At 55.7% G+C, this 15248-nt stretch carries 12 protein-coding genes; 6 read left to right on the top strand and 6 right to left on the bottom strand.

Going from position 1 to position 15248, the window contains the following annotated elements:
* Positions 1-2 precede the first annotated feature (2 nt).
* Positions 3-1052: a nitrogen regulation protein NR(II) gene (gene glnL / locus ACG1VR_RS22790; protein ID WP_016538859.1), complete on the bottom strand. Its 1050-nt coding sequence runs from the start codon at positions 1050-1052 to the stop codon at positions 3-5.
* A 137-nt stretch (positions 1053-1189) separates the two neighbouring features.
* Positions 1190-2599, bottom strand: coding sequence for a glutamate--ammonia ligase (gene glnA, locus ACG1VR_RS22785; RefSeq protein WP_016538860.1), 1410 nt, complete (start codon positions 2597-2599; stop codon positions 1190-1192).
* 376 nt (positions 2600-2975) lie between these two features.
* Between glnA and typA the strand changes: the two genes are divergently transcribed.
* The 5 genes from typA to fabY all read left to right on the top strand — a co-directional run bounded on the left by typA (position 2976) and on the right by fabY (position 7834).
* Positions 2976-4802: a ribosome-dependent GTPase TypA gene (gene typA, locus ACG1VR_RS22780; protein ID WP_016538861.1), complete on the top strand. Its 1827-nt coding sequence runs from the start codon at positions 2976-2978 to the stop codon at positions 4800-4802.
* Between the two features lie 152 nt (positions 4803-4954).
* A complete protein-coding gene (yihX, locus tag ACG1VR_RS22775) occupies positions 4955-5551 on the top strand; it encodes a glucose-1-phosphatase (RefSeq protein WP_016538862.1) in 597 nt (198 codons plus the stop codon).
* Positions 5548-6420: a virulence factor BrkB family protein gene (locus ACG1VR_RS22770; protein ID WP_227319111.1), complete on the top strand. Its 873-nt coding sequence runs from the start codon at positions 5548-5550 to the stop codon at positions 6418-6420. The genes yihX and ACG1VR_RS22770 overlap by 4 nt, the downstream gene beginning before the upstream one ends.
* On the top strand, positions 6417-6854 hold the full coding sequence (dtd, locus tag ACG1VR_RS22765) for a D-aminoacyl-tRNA deacylase (protein ID WP_395489843.1): 438 nt from the start codon (positions 6417-6419) through the stop codon (positions 6852-6854). Before ACG1VR_RS22770 ends, dtd begins: the two co-directional genes overlap by 4 nt.
* A gap of 38 nt (positions 6855-6892) precedes the next feature.
* The gene (gene fabY / locus ACG1VR_RS22760) at positions 6893-7834 is read left to right on the top strand and encodes a fatty acid biosynthesis protein FabY (protein WP_016538865.1); all 942 of its coding nucleotides are present in this window, start codon (positions 6893-6895) and stop codon (positions 7832-7834) included.
* 16 nt (positions 7835-7850) lie between these two features.
* On the opposite strand, the gene ACG1VR_RS22755 is transcribed toward fabY, so the two are convergent.
* Together ACG1VR_RS22755 and ACG1VR_RS22750 are read right to left on the bottom strand one after the other, a co-directional pair.
* Positions 7851-9533 carry an AsmA family protein gene (locus ACG1VR_RS22755; protein ID WP_395489842.1) on the bottom strand — a complete coding sequence of 561 codons (1683 nt, stop codon included), beginning with the start codon at positions 9531-9533 and terminating at the stop codon, positions 7851-7853.
* 120 nt (positions 9534-9653) lie between these two features.
* Positions 9654-11045: an NCS2 family protein gene (locus ACG1VR_RS22750; protein ID WP_016538867.1), complete on the bottom strand. Its 1392-nt coding sequence runs from the start codon at positions 11043-11045 to the stop codon at positions 9654-9656.
* Positions 11046-11272: 227 nt separating this feature from the next.
* On the opposite strand from ACG1VR_RS22750, the gene gltS reads away from it, so the two are divergent.
* Positions 11273-12475 (top strand): sodium/glutamate symporter, encoded by a 1203-nt coding sequence (gltS, locus tag ACG1VR_RS22745; protein WP_016538868.1) that lies wholly within the window; start codon positions 11273-11275, stop codon positions 12473-12475.
* Here gltS and recG read toward each other — a convergent pair.
* Positions 12472-14553, bottom strand: coding sequence for an ATP-dependent DNA helicase RecG (gene recG, locus ACG1VR_RS22740; RefSeq protein WP_395489841.1), 2082 nt, complete (start codon positions 14551-14553; stop codon positions 12472-12474). The genes gltS and recG overlap by 4 nt on opposite strands.
* A 3-nt stretch (positions 14554-14556) precedes the next feature.
* Entirely contained in the window at positions 14557-15246 is a 690-nt protein-coding gene (gene trmH / locus ACG1VR_RS22735) for a tRNA (guanosine(18)-2'-O)-methyltransferase TrmH (RefSeq protein ID WP_039898992.1), read from the bottom strand.
* Positions 15247-15248 lie beyond the last annotated feature (2 nt).

Genomic DNA, 15248 nt, shown 5'->3' with positions numbered 1-15248 from the left:
CTCTACTTCCGAATAGGCAGGTAAACCGAAAATTCGGTATGACCCGGCCAACTGTTGAATTCGATTTTGCCCGAATGCTGATCGATAAGGCTGCGCGCTATAGAAAGCCCCAGCCCGGTGCCGCCTTCTCGTCCGCTGACCATCGGATAGAACAACGTATCCTGCAGATGAGCCGGGATACCCGGGCCGTTATCTTCAATATCAATTCTTGCTGCCAGCCGATAGCGCGTGCCGTGCAGCGTTAGCTGGAAGGCGGTACGGGTGCGCAAGACTATCTCGCCTCCTTCGCTGCCCAGCGCCTGCAGCGCATTACGCACGATGTTCAGCAGAACCTGTTCTATCTGGTCGGGATCATGTGCAAACTCAGGCAGGCTGGGGTCGTAATCCCGCACCAGCGTGACGTTAGCCGGTAGTTCCATCGACACCAGTTTCACAACGCGCTCGGCGACTTTGTGAATGCTTTCGGTGACGTGCATACCGGGCTGCTGCGGCCCCAGCAGCCTATCGACAAGGTTTCGTAGCCTGTCGGCCTGCTCGATAATAACTTTGGTGTATTCCGCCAGCGACGGGTCCGGCAGCGCCTTACTTAGCAGCTGTGCCGCCCCACGCAGCCCGCCAAGCGGGTTTTTAATTTCATGCGCCAGCCCACGCACTAAATCTCGGGCGGCAATCTGCTGTGCGTGCTGTAGCTGTTCCTGGCTTAAACGACGCTGGTTATCCATCGGCGCCATTTCCATCAGGATGTACCCTTCGGGCAGCCTCTGCGCCGTCAGGGAAAGAATATGTGAGCGGCTATCTATCACCAGCGTCACTTCGTTATCGGTGAAGCCCTGGCCAGCCATCAGGCTTTCCTGCATAACGGCAATATTCAAAGAGAAATAGCTCAACAGATCGGGCAGCGGCGTGCCGTACAGCTTACGTGAGCTTTGCGCCAGCAGTTGCTGAGCCGCAGGGTTGGCGTAATGCACCGCCAGCTCGTCATCCACCAGCAGGATGCTGTTGATAAGAGAGTTCAGAATCTGCCCAGCATCGGGCAGCGCGCCAGTTGCCATACAGCAGTCTCCGTGCACCGTTTTAGTGCATTATAGTGTTTGGGTGACAAAAAGCAGCGTCACAGGGGATTCTGGTGGAGAAAAAAGCCCATCCGAAGATGGGCTAAAGTTTCCACGGCAACAAAAAACAACTTCAATTAGACGCTGTAGTACAGCTCAAACTCTACCGGGTGCGGAGTCATACGCACGCGGTCGTTTTCTTCGGTACGCAGTGCGATGTAAGCATCGATAGCGTCGTCGGTGAATACGCCGCCCGCGGTCAGGAACTCGCGGTCTTCGTTCAGCGCGTTCAGTGCTTCTTCCAGAGAGCCAGCAACTTGTGGGATCTCTTTTGCTTCTTCCGGCGGCAGGTCGTACAGGTTTTTGTCCATTGCTTCGCCCGGATGGATTTTGTTCTTGATACCGTCAAGACCAGCCATCAGCAGCGCTGCAAAGCACAGGTACGGGTTAGCAGCCGGGTCCGGGAAGCGCACTTCGATACGACGTGCTTTCGGGGACGCTACGACAGGAATACGGATAGAGGCAGAACGGTTACGGGCGGAGTAAGCCAGCATAACCGGTGCTTCATAACCCGGGACCAGACGCTTGTAGGAGTTGGTGGTCGGGTTAGCCAGGGCGTTAATCGCTTTAGCGTGTTTGATTACGCCGCCGATGTAGTACAGCGCTTGCTCAGACAGGCCAGCATATTTGTCGCCGGAGAACAGGTTAACGCCGTTCTTGGACAGGGACATGTGGCAGTGCATGCCGGAACCGTTATCGCCAAACATTGGTTTTGGCATGAAGGTCGCGGTTTTGCCGTAGGCGTGAGCAACGTTATGTACGACATATTTGTAGATCTGAATTTCGTCTGCTTTCTTGGTCATGGTGTTGAAGCGGGTAGCCACTTCGTTCTGACCAGCAGTTGCTACTTCGTGGTGGTGAGCTTCAACAACCAGGCCCATCTGCTCCATGGTCAGACACATAGCAGAACGCAGGTCCTGCGCGGAGTCTACCGGTGGAACCGGGAAGTAACCGCCTTTAACAGCAGGACGGTGACCTTTGTTGCCGCCTTCGTATTTGGTGCCGGTGTTCCATGCGCCTTCGATATCATCGATAGCAACGTGGGAGCCGGAGATGGAGCTGCCGAAGCGAATGTCGTCGAACAGGAAGAACTCTGGCTCTGGCCCGAACAGAACGGTGTCTGCGATGCCGGTAGCGCGCAGGTAGTCTTCAGCGCGTTTCGCGATGGAACGCGGGTCACGGTCGTAGCCCTGCATGGTGCCTGGCTCGAGAATGTCGCAGCGGATAATCAGGGTAGAGTCCGCGAAGAACGGATCAATCACGGCGCTAGTTGGGTCAGGCATCAGCACCATGTCGGATTCGTTGATACCTTTCCAGCCACCAATCGAGGAGCCGTCAAACATTTTGCCTTCTTCGAAGAAGTCAGCATTTACCTGATGAGCAGGAATAGTGACGTGCTGTTCTTTACCTTTGGTATCGGTAAAACGCAGATCGACAAACTTCACTTCATGCTCATTCAGCATCGTCAAAACGTGTTCAGCGGACATACTTAAACTCTCCCGGATTGGTCGTTGTCGTCGTGGTACGAGGTAATCAAACACTTCTTAATGTGGCTTTTCGCCATAAAATCTTTAAAGCGAAATCTGTGCCAACTTTTAAATCACCCTAAAAAGGCGCTATCATGCACACCATAGTGCAAAAGGGCTGCACCAGGATGAATAAATTGCACCAATATAGTGCCTCAGCATCATGCCAGAGCACCATATTGGTGCAATTTACGTTATGGCTCCCTTTTTAGCTCCGTGAAAGCGATCACAAACCCTTACTTTCTACATTGTTTGTAAAGGTTCTTTGTGATCCTGTTCTGTCCTTCGATTAATACGTGTACAATAACGCGCTATTTCTAATGCCTGAGGCAAAGTTGTGATCGAAAATCTGCGTAATATCGCCATCATCGCGCACGTTGACCATGGTAAAACTACCCTGGTTGATAAGCTGCTGCAGCAATCCGGTACTTTCAGTAACGAACGTGCTGAAGCTACTGAACGCGTGATGGACTCCAACGATTTGGAGAAAGAGCGTGGGATTACCATCCTCGCTAAAAACACCGCTATCAAATGGAATGACTACCGTATCAACATCGTTGATACCCCTGGGCACGCCGACTTCGGTGGTGAAGTTGAACGCGTAATGTCCATGGTAGACTCCGTTCTGCTGGTGGTTGACGCAATGGATGGCCCAATGCCGCAGACGCGCTTCGTAACCAAGAAGGCGTTTGCCCATGGTTTGAAGCCGATCGTGGTTATCAACAAAGTTGACCGTCCTGGCGCGCGTCCTGACTGGGTTGTTGATCAGGTCTTCGACCTGTTCGTTAACCTGGATGCGACCGACGAGCAGCTCGACTTCCCAATTATTTATGCATCCGCGCTGAACGGCATCGCGGGTATGGATCACAATGATATGGCGGCGGACATGACCCCGCTGTACCAGGCTATTGTCGATCGCGTACCGGCGCCAAGCGTTGACCGTGATGGTCCGCTGCAGATGCAAATTTCCCAGCTGGACTACAACAACTATGTTGGCGTTATCGGCATCGGCCGCATCAAACGCGGCAAAGTGAAGCCAAACCAGCAGATCACTATCATTGATAGCGAAGGGAAAACCCGTAACGGTAAAGTCGGTAAAGTTCTGACCCACCTGGGCCTGGAGCGTATCGAGTCTACCGAAGCCGAAGCGGGCGATATCATCGCCATCACCGGCCTGGGCGAGCTGAACATCTCCGACACCATTTGCGACCCGCAAAATGTTGAAGCGCTGCCGGCGCTGTCCGTTGATGAGCCAACCGTTTCCATGTTCTTCAACGTAAATACCTCTCCGTTCTGCGGTAAAGAAGGTAAGTTCGTGACCTCTCGTCAGATTCTGGATCGTCTGAACAAAGAGCTGGTACACAACGTTGCACTGCGCGTTGAAGAAACCGAAGATGCGGATGCATTCCGCGTATCCGGTCGTGGCGAACTGCACCTCTCCGTTCTTATCGAAAACATGCGTCGTGAAGGTTTCGAGCTGGCGGTATCCCGTCCGAAAGTTATCTTCCGCGAAATCGATGGCCGTAAACAAGAGCCATTCGAGAACGTGACGCTGGATATCGAAGAGCAGCATCAGGGTTCTGTGATGCAGGCACTCGGTGAGCGTAAAGGCGACCTGAAAAACATGAATCCGGACGGCAAAGGCCGCGTGCGTCTTGATTACGTTATCCCAAGCCGTGGTTTGATTGGCTTCCGTAACGAATTCATGACCATGACTTCCGGTACCGGTCTGCTGTACTCCACCTTCAGCCACTATGACGATATCCGTCAGGGCGAAGTGGGCCAGCGTCAGAACGGCGTACTGATCTCTAACGGTCAGGGTAAAGCGGTTGCGTTTGCTCTGTACGGTTTACAAGATCGCGGTAAGCTGTTCCTGGGCCACGGTGCTGAAGTTTATGAAGGCCAGATCATCGGTATTCACAGTCGTTCTAACGACCTGACTGTAAACTGCCTGACCGGTAAGAAACTGACCAACATGCGTGCTTCCGGTACTGACGAAGCGACCACCCTGGTTCCAGCTCAGAAAATGACCCTGGAGCAGGCTCTGGAGTTCATCGATGACGACGAACTGGTAGAGGTTACTCCGCTGTCCGTGCGTATTCGTAAGCGCCATCTGACTGAAAACGACCGCAAACGTGCGGGCCGTGGCAGCAAAGAAGCTTAAGTTTCTTTTCTGACGTCAAGTGAAGCCCTGCCTGAAAAGGCGGGGCTTTTTTTGTTTTATGTCTCGCAGAATGCTCATCCTCGCCTTCCTCTGATAGTCAAAGCCGCCCTTTCCCGCTACAGTTATTTCTCCATGTCGGAAAGGAGGTGCGCATGCTGTATATCTTTGATTTAGGTAACGTCATCGTTGATATCGACTTTAATCGAGTGCTTGGCGTCTGGAGTGATTACAGCCGGGTGCCGTTAGCCAACCTGCAAAAGAGCTTTGCAATGGGAGAGACCTTCCATCAGCACGAGCGCGGGCAGATTACCGATGAAGTTTTTGCCGAAAGGCTGTGCCATGAAATGGATGTTGCGCTGAGCTACGAGCAGTTTGCCGCGGGCTGGCAGGCCATCTTCGTCGGGCTGCGTAAAGAGACGATTACCGTGATGCAGACGCTGCGCGAGCAGGGGCATCGCGTGGTGGTGCTCTCCAATACCAACCGCCTGCATACCGGCTTCTGGCCGGATGAGTACCCGGAAGTTGCCCAGTCGGCGGATAAAATCTATCTCTCCCAGGAGATGGGCATGCGTAAGCCTGATGCGGAAATTTATCTCAAGGTGCTGGAAGAAGAGGGCTTTGCGGCTGATAAGGCGGTATTTTTTGACGATAATGTCGATAACATCAACGGCGCGCAGAAGCTTGGTATCACCTCTATTTTGGTGACCGATAAAAATACCATCCCCGACTGGTTCAGCAAAAAAGCATGATAAAAAGGGTTCATCGCAAAACCACTCATCGCCTCCGGCCTCTGTTAGCCTGGGCAAAACTGCTCTGGCAGCGCATCGACCAGGACAATATGACCACGCTTGCGGGTAACCTTGCCTACGTCTCGCTGCTTTCTTTGGTCCCGCTGGTGGCGGTGGTCTTTGCGCTGTTTGCCGCATTTCCGATGTTTGCCGATATCAGCGTCCAGCTGCGCCACTTTATTTTTACCAACTTTATGCCGGCAACGGGCGACGTTATTCAGCGCTACATTGAACAGTTCGTTGCCAACTCCAACAAAATGACCGCCGTTGGCGCAATTGGGCTGATCGTCACCTCATTGCTGCTGATGTATGCCGTAGACAGCGCCCTGAATACCATCTGGCGTAGCAAGCGTGCTCGGCCAAAAGTTTACTCGTTTGCCATTTACTGGATGATCCTTACGCTCGGGCCGCTGCTGGCCGGGGCCAGCCTGGCTATCAGCTCATATCTGCTCTCCCTGCGCTGGGCTTCCGAGCTGAATAGCGTCCTGGACGAGGTATTACGCGTCTTTCCGCTGCTGCTCTCCTGGCTCTCATTCTGGCTACTCTACAGCCTTGTGCCGACCACCAGCGTACCGGCAAAGGATGCCATGATAGGTTCGCTGGTCGCCGCGCTGCTGTTTGAACTGGGTAAAAAAGGCTTTGCCCTCTACATCACAATGTTTCCGTCATACCAACTGATTTACGGCGTACTGGCGGTGATCCCCATATTATTTGTCTGGGTCTTCTGGACCTGGTGTATTGTATTGCTGGGCGCGGAAATTACCGCCACGCTGGGCGACTATCGCCACTTGCGGCAACAGGCAGAGCAGGAAGAACTGGAACAACCATGATTGCATTAATTCAGCGCGTAACCCGTGCCAGCGTCACCGTGGAGGGTGAGGTGACGGGCGAAATCGGCCCCGGACTTTTAGTCTTGTTGGGTGTCGAAAAAGAAGATAACGAGCAAAAAGCCAACCGCCTCTGCGAGCGGGTGCTGGGCTACAGAATTTTCAGCGACGAGCAGGGCAAAATGAACCTGAACGTTCAGCAGGCCGGAGGCAGTCTGCTGGTGGTTTCTCAATTTACCCTGGCGGCAGATACCGAGCGCGGTATGCGCCCGAGTTTCTCCGGGGGGGCGGCACCACAGCAGGCTGAGGCCCTTTATGGATACTTTGTTGAGCGCTGCAAACAGCAGGGGATTGAAACCTCAACCGGGCGCTTTGCCGCCGATATGCAGGTTTCGCTAATTAATGATGGGCCGGTGACGTTCTGGCTGCAGGTGTAAACCTTCGCCACCCGGCCCGCGCAACGAGAGAGCAATGTATGTATCACCTCCGTGTGCCCCAAACAGAAGAAGAACTCGACCGTTATTACCAGTTCCGTTGGGAGATGCTGCGTAAACCGCTGCATCAGCCAAAAGGCTCCGAGCGAGACGCATGGGATGCGATGGCGCATCATCAAATGGTGGTGGATGAAGAGGGCAATACCGTTGCGGTAGGCCGCCTCTATATTAACGCCGATAACGAAGCGGCTATTCGCTTTATGGCGGTGCATCCTTCGGTTCAGGATAAGGGGCTGGGCACGCTGGTGGCGATGACGCTGGAGTCCGTTGCACGTCAGGAGGGCGTTAAGCGCGTAACCTGTAGCGCCCGGGAAGACGCGGTCGCATTTTTCGCCAAGCTGGGCTTCGTCAATCAGGGCGAAATTACCACGCCGCAAACCACGCCGGTGCGCCACTTTCTGATGATTAAGCCGGTAGCGACGCTTGACGATATTTTGCATCGCGCGGACTGGTGTGGCCAGCTTCAGCAGGCCTGGTATGAGCATATCCCGCTTAGCGAAAAAATGGGCGTGCGCATTCAGCAGTACACCGGGCAGAAATTTATTACCACCATGCCGGAAACCGGCAACCAAAACCCGCACCATACGCTGTTTGCTGGCAGTTTGTTTTCGCTGGCCACTTTAACCGGCTGGGGGCTTATCTGGCTGATGCTTCGTGAGCGCCATCTTGGCGGCACCATTATTCTGGCCGACGCACATATCCGTTATAGCAAACCGATCTCCGGAAAACCGGGGGCGAGTGCGAGCCTGGGATCGTTAAGCGGCGATCTCGACAGGCTGGCTCGTGGCCGCAGAGCTCGGGTCGTGCTGGAAGTCGAACTCTACGGCAATGACACCCTCGGCGCGGTATTTGAGGGCGTTTACATGGTGCTGCCCGCCAAACCGTTCGGCCCTCTGGAAGAGGGCGGCAACGAAGAGGAATAAACATCCGGCGCGCAGTTTATGCGCCGGGGACTACTCCGTTATGCATCGTTTGCTGGATTTGTTTCCCACCGGCGTCGGTGGCCTTCAGGCTCCCGTTAACGCTCGGCTTCAGGGCCGCGTCTGCCGCCAGATTTCCGCTTGCCGAGAGCTGTAAATTACCGTCACCCTCGAGCGGCAGCGCAGGCCAGCCCCATGCCTGAAGCACGTTAACCGGTATGCTCTGGCCCTTCAGGTTAACGCTCACCGCCCTCTGAGGCGTCTGGCTCACGTTTGCCGTTGCCTCGAGTAATCCTTTACCGGTAAAGGCGCTAATCTCGTTTATCGCAATTTGATTCTGGCTGGCATTCAGCGAAATGGACGGGCGGCGGACATCAACGCGATTAAACGTCGCGGCGGCGGCATTGAACGACGCATTGCCCGCCCAAATTCCCCACTGATGCTCCCGCACCAGCTCAATATTGGTGGCCGTTCCGTCAAGCCCGGTTAGCTGGAACGGCCAGTTAGCATCGATATCAATAATCAGGTTGCGGTTAGCCGAGAATTTTTTCACCGTCACAGAACTCAGCCAGTCAGGCAGTTTCTCCATCCACAGCGCCTTCCAGTTTGCTGGAAGAGTATATTCGAGACCGCTAATCACGGCTTCGTCCACCAGAGCCCGGTTGCCGTCGCGCAGCCACTGGCCGGAAGCGCGAACCAGGCCGCCTTCCCAGCGCGAGCTGAACTGGCGCAGCGTGGCGCCCTCTGGAGCAAAATCGACATTCACAATCGGATCCTGCAAATGCAGAGAGCCGTTAATAAATTCGCTGGCGTTCATCGATAGCTGGCCGTCATCGCTCTGCCAGCCACCGTTGGCCAGCGTGAGATTGCGCAAGCTGAGAGCCAGGTCGTTTACCGCCCACTCTTTTCCTTCCAGACGGGCATCGGTGATTTCCAGTCGATCTATTTTGAGAGAAGGAACCGACGTGACCGGCGCGAGAAAATCGGTGAGCGACGAGGCGGTTTGCAGTCGAATATCGTTGAGCCGAAGGCTGCCAACCTGCCAGGAGCCATCGGCGTTACGGTGTGCGCTCCCCGTCAGGGAGCCGCGAGCAACATCCGCCCCGATAGTCGTCAGCGTGACCCGATCGTTGTCCAGCGCCCCCTGGAGCAATACATTGCTGGCGTTTATGCCGTTGAGCGTCAGCGAGCCAGCGCTAAAGGCGATATTGGCTTTATTTCCGAGAACCTTGCCCGCTTCCGGTTGCCACGGAGAGACGCCGCCCTCTACGCGCTGGGCGCTGAGGCTCCATTCGCTGCCCGGGCTGTTAATAGCCATATCCTGAAGCTGGAGCTTGTCCGCATCCAGAGGCAGCGGAACGGCGCTGGCGCTGAGGTTTAGCGTGCCCTGTTGCAGCAAAATGGTGTCAACGTAGAAGGGTTGTGAGAACTGGCGCGTGCTCAGCCCAATATCCACATTCTTTGCCACCAGCGTGGCGGGCTGGCCGGACCGGCCAAATGTGACGTTATGAAACACCAGATGAGTGGGAGAAGACCAGCTGTGCTCCATCTCATTAAACGAGAGGTGATACTGGCTCTTTTCATTCACCCAACTGCTGATTTGGCTCGCGCCCCAGCGGGTCTGCAACAAAATATAAAAGGCGACCAGCGCCAGAATCACCAGGCCCAGCAGAGCAAGAATTAGCTTTCCGAGAAATTTCATTGTCTTCCGTCCCATGAAGTTTCGGTAAGGGTGTTATGCCCCATTTACCGCTTTAGCTCAAGGAAGGGATTGTCAGAGGAGGTTTCGCGCCGGCAAAAAGATCGCCGGCGCGTGAGGATATTACTCTTTTTCCGGCGGGAAAATCAGGTTCAGAACGATGGCCGTAATACCGCCGGCGGCGATACCTGAAGAGAGCAGAGTTTTCATCCAGTCAGGCGCGAACTGCAAAATCAGCGGCTGCTGTGATACGCCAAGACCCACGGCGAGAGACAGGGCAATTATCATAATAGCGCGGCGGTTTAACGGCTCGCGGGAGACGATGCGCACGCCGGAGGCGGCGATAGTCCCGAACATGACGATAGTTGCGCCGCCGAGCACCGGCTCAGGGATATGCTGCACGAAGCCGCTTACCGCCGGGAACAGGCCGAGCACAATCAGCATCAGCGCCACCACAAAGCCCACGTAGCGGCTGGCTACGCCGGTCAACTGAATCACGCCGTTGTTCTGGCCGAAGCAGGAGTTGGGGAAGGTGTTGAACACCGCCGAAACGCAGGAGTTCAGGCCATTTGCCAGCACGCCGCCCTTGAGGCGTTTCATATACAACGGGCCGGAAACCGGCTGCTCTGAAACGTCTGAGGTGGCGGTAATATCGCCGATGGTTTCCAGCGAAGTCACCATAAATACCAGCATCAGCGGGATAAGCAGGCTCCAGTCAATGCCCAGGCCGTAATACAGCGGCGTTGGAACCGTAATCAGGCTGGTATTGGTCGGTGCGGTGCTGGCAGGCAGCATGTCGAGTGCCCAGGCCAGCAGATAGCCGACGGCCATCGCGATAACCAGCGAGGCTACGCGCAGGTAAGGGTTACGCTGGCGGTTAAGCAGAATGATGACCAACAGCACGGCTCCGGCCAGCAGCAGGTTTTTAGGCGCGCCAAAAGAGTGATCGGCCATCGCACCATAGCCGCCGCCGATGGAGGTCAGCCCGACCTGAATCAGCGACAGGCCGATAATCATGACCACCACGCCGGAAACCAGCGGGGTAATGATGCGGCGGGCGAGATGCAATACGCGGGAAATAACCATTTCCGTGCAGCTGGCGAGCATCAAAGTACCGAACAGCGCGGCCATCATTGTCGGCACGTCGGCACCGCCGTTTTTCAGCGCCATACCGCCCATAATCAGCGGTGAAACAAAGTTAAAGCTGGTTCCCTGAATCGACAGCAGGCCAGAGCCAACCGGCCCCCAGGCTTTGATTTGAATAATTGAGGCTACGCCGGAGGCGAACAGCGACATACTGATGATGTGCTGAGTGTCTGATGCCGGTAATCCTAATGCCTGGCAAATCAGCAGCGCCGGAGTAATAACCGCAACAAACATGGCCAGTAGGTGCTGACAGGCGGCGAAAAGCGTTTGCGGAAGCGGCGGGCGGTCTTCAAGGCGATAGATCAGTTCGCTCGGATGAGTCTGCGCAACCGGTTGCGCATTTTCTGACTCGACGGCATTTACGGACATCAGAGGTTATCTCGTGGCTGGAAAAGCGCTGATTTTAACGGACTGGGCGGCAAAAGCAAACGATTGCCAGTAAAAGTCAATAAGAGTGAAATTTCATAACTCTGCCGTTAGTTATAACTTTCACCCTGTTTTTGGTTAAAATATGGCAGCTGATTTCCCAAAGAGGGGAAATAACAGCAAAGGATAATCAAGCGCGCTGTCAGGCATGCGCAAAAAGGAGCACTGCAATGTTTCATCTTGATACGCTTTCTACTCTGGTCGCCGCCACGCTTGTTTTACTGCTGGGGCGAAAAATGGTCCATTCGGTCCCCTTTCTAAAGAAGTACACCATTCCTGAGCCGGTCGCCGGTGGCTTGCTGATAGCCGTTGCGCTGCTGGTGCTGAAAAAAAGCATGGGCTGGGAAATTGAGTTTGATATGAGCCTCAGAGACCCCCTGATGCTCGCATTCTTCGCCACTATCGGGCTTAACGCTAATATCGCCAGTTTGCGCAAGGGCGGAAGAGTGGTGGGAATTTTCCTGTTTGTCGTCGTCGGGCTGCTGGTGATGCAAAACGCCATCGGTATCGGTATGGCAAGCATGTTGGGATTAGATCCGTTGATGGGACTGCTTGCCGGTTCGATTACGCTTTCCGGCGGCCACGGTACGGGGGCGGCATGGAGCAAGCTGTTCACCGAGCGCTATGGCTTCCAGAATGCGACGGAAGTGGCCATGGCCTGTGCAACCTTTGGTCTGGTTCTGGGCGGTTTAATCGGCGGCCCGGTTGCCCGCTATTTGGTTAAGCACTCCTCAACGCCAAACGGTGCGCCGGAAGACAATGAGATCCCGGGGGCTTTTGAAAAGCCTGACGTTGGCCGCGTGATAACTTCCCTGGTGCTGATAGAAACCATCGCCCTGATAGCCATATGCCTGACGGCAGGGCGTGTCGTGGCCGGGCTTTTGCAAGGTACGGCGTTTGAGCTGCCGACGTTTGTCTGCGTGCTGTTTGTCGGCGTGATCCTCAGCAATGCGCTGGCAATTATGGGCTTTTATCGTGTATTCGAACGTGCGGTTTCGGTACTCGGCAACGTCAGTCTGTCGCTGTTCCTGGCGATGGCGTTGATGAGCCTCAAGCTCTGGGAGCTGGCTTCCCTCGCGCTGCCGATGCTGGCCATTCTGGCGGTACAAACGCTGTTTATGGCGCTGTATGCCATCTTTGTCACCTGGCGTTTGATGGGCAAAAACTACGACGCGGCGGTGCTGGCTGCGGGGCATTGCGGATTTGGTATGGGCGCAACGCCAACGGCGATTGCTAACATGCAGGCTATTACCGAGCGTTTTGGCCCTTCGCATATGGCGTTTCTGGTGGTGCCGATGGTCGGGGCGTTCTTTATCGATATTGTAAACGCGGTCGTTATCAAGCTGTTCCTGATGCTGCCGCTGTTTGGCTAAGCGTTTGAATAACGCTCGGTTTCCGGCATCCATCGCTCGATGAGCGCCAGAGCCTGCTCGGGATAGCGCTCATGAATATGGCGCGCCAGGCGCTGAACCTGCGGGATCATCCCCTGGTCCCGCAGCAGGTCGGCAACTTTGAACTCAGCGGTGCCGGTCTGGCGGGTGCCGAGCAGTTCGCCTGGCCCCCGGATTTCGAGATCTTTCTGCGCGATAACGAAACCGTCATTACTGTCCCTTAGCACCTGCAGGCGCAGCTGGGCGGTTTTCGACAGCGGCGATTTATAAAGCAGTACGCAGTGGGAAGCAACCGCGCCTCGGCCAACGCGACCGCGAAGCTGGTGGAGTTGCGCAAGACCCAGACGCTCCGGGTTTTCGATGATCATCAGGCTGGCATTGGGCACGTCCACGCCGACTTCGATGACCGTCGTCGCAACCAGGAGATGCAGTTCGCCCTGCTTAAAGGCCTGCATAACCGCCTGCTTCTCCTGCGGCTTCATGCGGCCGTGCACCAGGCCGACGTTAAGCTCCGGCAATGCGCCTTTTAGCTCTTCCCACGTCACTTCTGCCGCCTGGGCTTCCAGCAGCTCCGACTCTTCTATCAGGGTACAAACCCAGTAGGCCTGGCGGCCTTCATCGCGGCAGGCGCTGCGCACTCGTTCGATAATTTCATTGCGGCGCGTATCGGCTATTGCCACCGTGGTAACCGGCGTGCGGCCCGGCGGCAGCTCGTCAATAATCGAGGTATCAAGATCGGCGTATGCGGTCATCGCCAGGGTGCGTGGGATAGGCGTGGCGGTCATGATCAGCTGATGAGGGTGGAAGCCCTGTATCTGGCCTTTTTCCCACAACGCAAGGCGCTGGTGAACGCCAAAGCGGTGCTGTTCATCAATGATAACCAGCGCCAGGCCGGCAAACTGTACCTGTTCCTGGAAAATAGCGTGAGTACCCACCACCATAGAAACCTGGCCGCTGGCAATGGCTTCCTGTTGCGCAATCCTCGCTTTACCTTTCTGCTTCCCGGCCAGCCAGCCCACTTCTATGCCCAGCGGAGCAAACCACTGGCGGAAGTTATTGGCGTGCTGCTCTGCCAGCAGTTCGGTGGGGGCCATCAGGCCAACTTGTTTGCCGTGCGCAATAGCCCGCAGCGCGGCAAGCGCGGCAACCAGCGTTTTGCCTGAGCCAACATCACCCTGTACCAGGCGCATCATCGGCACGTCCTTCGCTAAATCCTGCTCTATCTCAGCGACTACGCGCGCCTGCGCCCCGGTTGGTTTAAACGGCAGCGCCGCCAGCAGCCCATTTTTTAGCTCGTCGTGATTGGTTAGCGGCAGGGCATGGTAGCGCTGCGCCCCGGCTCGCAGAGCGAGCATACTCAGGTTGTGGGCGAGCAGCTCTTCCAGAATGAGGCGCTGCTGAGCAGGGTGTTTACCGGTTTCGAGGTCGGCAAGCTTCATGTCCGGCGGAGGCCGGTGCAAAGTACGCAGGGCTTCGGGCAGGCTAATCATGCCCTGACTCAGCTCGGTAGGCAGCAGTTCGGTAATGGCGCAGGTATCCAGTAACTCAAGCGCCTGGTCCGTTAGCTTACGCAGCGTGGCCTGGCGAATACCTTCGGTTGTCGGATAAACAGGGGTTAGCGTTTCCTGTAGCTCAGGAGTGCTCAGGTCGCCCTGAATACGGTATTCCGGGTGGATCATCTCCGCGCCATATTTACCGCGTTTGGCCTCGCCGTAAGCTAGTACGCGCTTGCCGGTGGCAAGGCTATTTTTCATCGCCGCGTTGAAGTTGAAGAAACGCATCGTCAGTATGCCGGTGCCGTCGCTTATCTGGCAGGTCATCATGCGGCGGCCGCCGAAAGTGATATTGCAGTTCAGCACTTCGCCTTCCACCGTGGCGTAAACGCCGGGTAGCAGGTCGTTAATCGAATAAAGATGGGTGCGGTCTTCGTAACGCAGAGGCAGATGAAGCAGCAGATCCTGGAGGGTGTGCAGGCCAATTTTGGCCAGCTTTCCGCTCTGGCTGGCACCCACTCCGGCAAGCGTGCTTAACGGTATGGCATCCAGCAGGCGGCCTTTCATGGCTTACTCCGCGGACTGCATCGTTGCCCACCATGCGGCATCAGCTTCTATCTCACCTTGCTGATTCACATGTGGGTAAGGCAGGCCTTTGCGGCGGGACACATTCGCCAGCACCGGGTAACCGCCTTCAAATAACAGTCTTTGCTGCTCGGCTTCCGGCAGTGCGCTATTTTCGCGCTGGTACATACCTGCGTTCTGACGCTGGCGCTGGGCTTCATAAAGAATCAGCGCGGAAGCGACGGAGACGTTGAGCGACTGCACCATGCCCGTCATCGGAATAATGATGTCCTGGTCTGCGAGAGCCAGCGCTTCTGCGGTAATACCGGTTTTTTCCTGGCCCATCAGAATGCAGGTTGGGCGCGTATAGTCTATCTCGCGGAAATCTACGGCTTTGTCGGAAAGGTTGGTTGCCAGAATTTGCATACCGCTGCTTTTTAGCTGGCTAACGGCTTCGCCGATGGTGGCGTGGGTTTTCACTTCTACCCACGAGTTGCTGCCCGCGGCCGAGGAGGCCATGGTGCGCATACGGCTTCCCGGCCAGACCGCGTGCACTTCATGCACGCCGACGGCATCGGCGGTACGAATTATTGCGGAGACGTTATGGGGCTTGTGCACCTGCTCCATGCAAACGGTCAGGTCAGGCTGGCGTCTGGCGAGCATCTCGCAAATACGCGCATAACGTTGAGGATTCATAA

It is taken from the genome of Cedecea davisae, assembly GCF_044095835.1.
Taxonomy (GTDB): Bacteria; Pseudomonadota; Gammaproteobacteria; order Enterobacterales; family Enterobacteriaceae; genus Cedecea; species Cedecea davisae.
The sequence above is the reverse complement of the archived record's forward strand: the minus strand, read 5'-3'. Positions and strand labels throughout refer to the sequence as shown.

Bases quoted from the DNA above. Each gene is read 5' to 3' on its own strand.
- glnL (WP_016538859.1), bottom strand. From the start codon at position 1,052: ATGGCAACTGGCGCGCTGCCCGATGCTGGGCAGATTCTGAACTCTCTT.
- glnA (WP_016538860.1), bottom strand. From the start codon at position 2,599: ATGTCCGCTGAACACGTTTTGACGATGCTGAATGAGCATGAAGTGAAG.
- yihX (WP_016538862.1), top strand. From the start codon at position 4,955: ATGCTGTATATCTTTGATTTAGGTAACGTCATCGTTGATATCGACTTT.
- ACG1VR_RS22770 (WP_227319111.1), top strand. From the start codon at position 5,548: ATGATAAAAAGGGTTCATCGCAAAACCACTCATCGCCTCCGGCCTCTG.
- dtd (WP_395489843.1), top strand. From the start codon at position 6,417: ATGATTGCATTAATTCAGCGCGTAACCCGTGCCAGCGTCACCGTGGAG.
- fabY (WP_016538865.1), top strand. From the start codon at position 6,893: ATGTATCACCTCCGTGTGCCCCAAACAGAAGAAGAACTCGACCGTTAT.
- ACG1VR_RS22755 (WP_395489842.1), bottom strand. From the start codon at position 9,533: ATGAAATTTCTCGGAAAGCTAATTCTTGCTCTGCTGGGCCTGGTGATT.
- ACG1VR_RS22750 (WP_016538867.1), bottom strand. From the start codon at position 11,045: ATGTCCGTAAATGCCGTCGAGTCAGAAAATGCGCAACCGGTTGCGCAG.
- gltS (WP_016538868.1), top strand. From the start codon at position 11,273: ATGTTTCATCTTGATACGCTTTCTACTCTGGTCGCCGCCACGCTTGTT.
- recG (WP_395489841.1), bottom strand. From the start codon at position 14,553: ATGAAAGGCCGCCTGCTGGATGCCATACCGTTAAGCACGCTTGCCGGA.
- trmH (WP_039898992.1), bottom strand. From the start codon at position 15,246: ATGAATCCTCAACGTTATGCGCGTATTTGCGAGATGCTCGCCAGACGC.